This window comes from Thiocystis violacea, assembly GCF_016583575.1.
GTDB lineage: Bacteria > Pseudomonadota > Gammaproteobacteria > Chromatiales > Chromatiaceae > Thiocystis > Thiocystis violacea.
The window spans coordinates 1-544 of sequence record NZ_NRRG01000184.1; the positions used below are offsets into that span (position 1 = coordinate 1).

Here is a 544-nt window from a genome sequence, read left to right on the forward strand (position 1 = left end):
TATTATACTCTACTGAGATCCTGAAGAGCCCAATTTGAGGGAGGCTCTAGAGCTCTTTTTCGAAACGGCTTCAGCAACGGAAGTCGGCGAGCGATTGCAACAAGAAGTCTATATAACCCAACTTGAGGTAGCAGTCGGTTAAGCTGAAGGTCTTATCCGGAAAGGAAATCTGTGGAATCCTTGAAAATCACGGATTCATCAAAGCGCGCCAACGAGGAAGTCACATAGTAATGCAAAAGCAGGTCCCGGGAAGTACTATCACAGTTCCGGTTCCCGATCACAAGGAAATTCGGGCAGGAACGTTATTCTCGATATAGTTCTTAGCATTTTGTTCTATAGTTGAGGGAATCAATCAAGTGACTCGCGGAGGTGATGAAGATGACCCGCAGTCGTCGCATTGACATTCCGAACCCAACAAGGCTCCGCAGCTACTTGGAGCAGGAGAGCGATCCCACAGTGCGCCTGCGCTTGGTGCTGCTGAACCTGATCGCGGAGCTACCACGCTCGTTCTCTCTAGCGCAGATCTGCGCCATGGTTGACGTTC

General features: G+C 49.8%; 1 protein-coding gene. It reads left to right on the top strand.

The window, feature by feature from the left end:
* Window positions 1-167: 167 nt before the first annotated feature.
* The gene (locus CKO27_RS24100) at window positions 168-317 is read left to right on the top strand and encodes a type II toxin-antitoxin system HicA family toxin (RefSeq protein ID WP_224408443.1); all 150 of its coding nucleotides are present in this window, start codon (window positions 168-170) and stop codon (window positions 315-317) included.
* The last annotated feature ends 227 nt before the right edge of the window (window positions 318-544 follow it).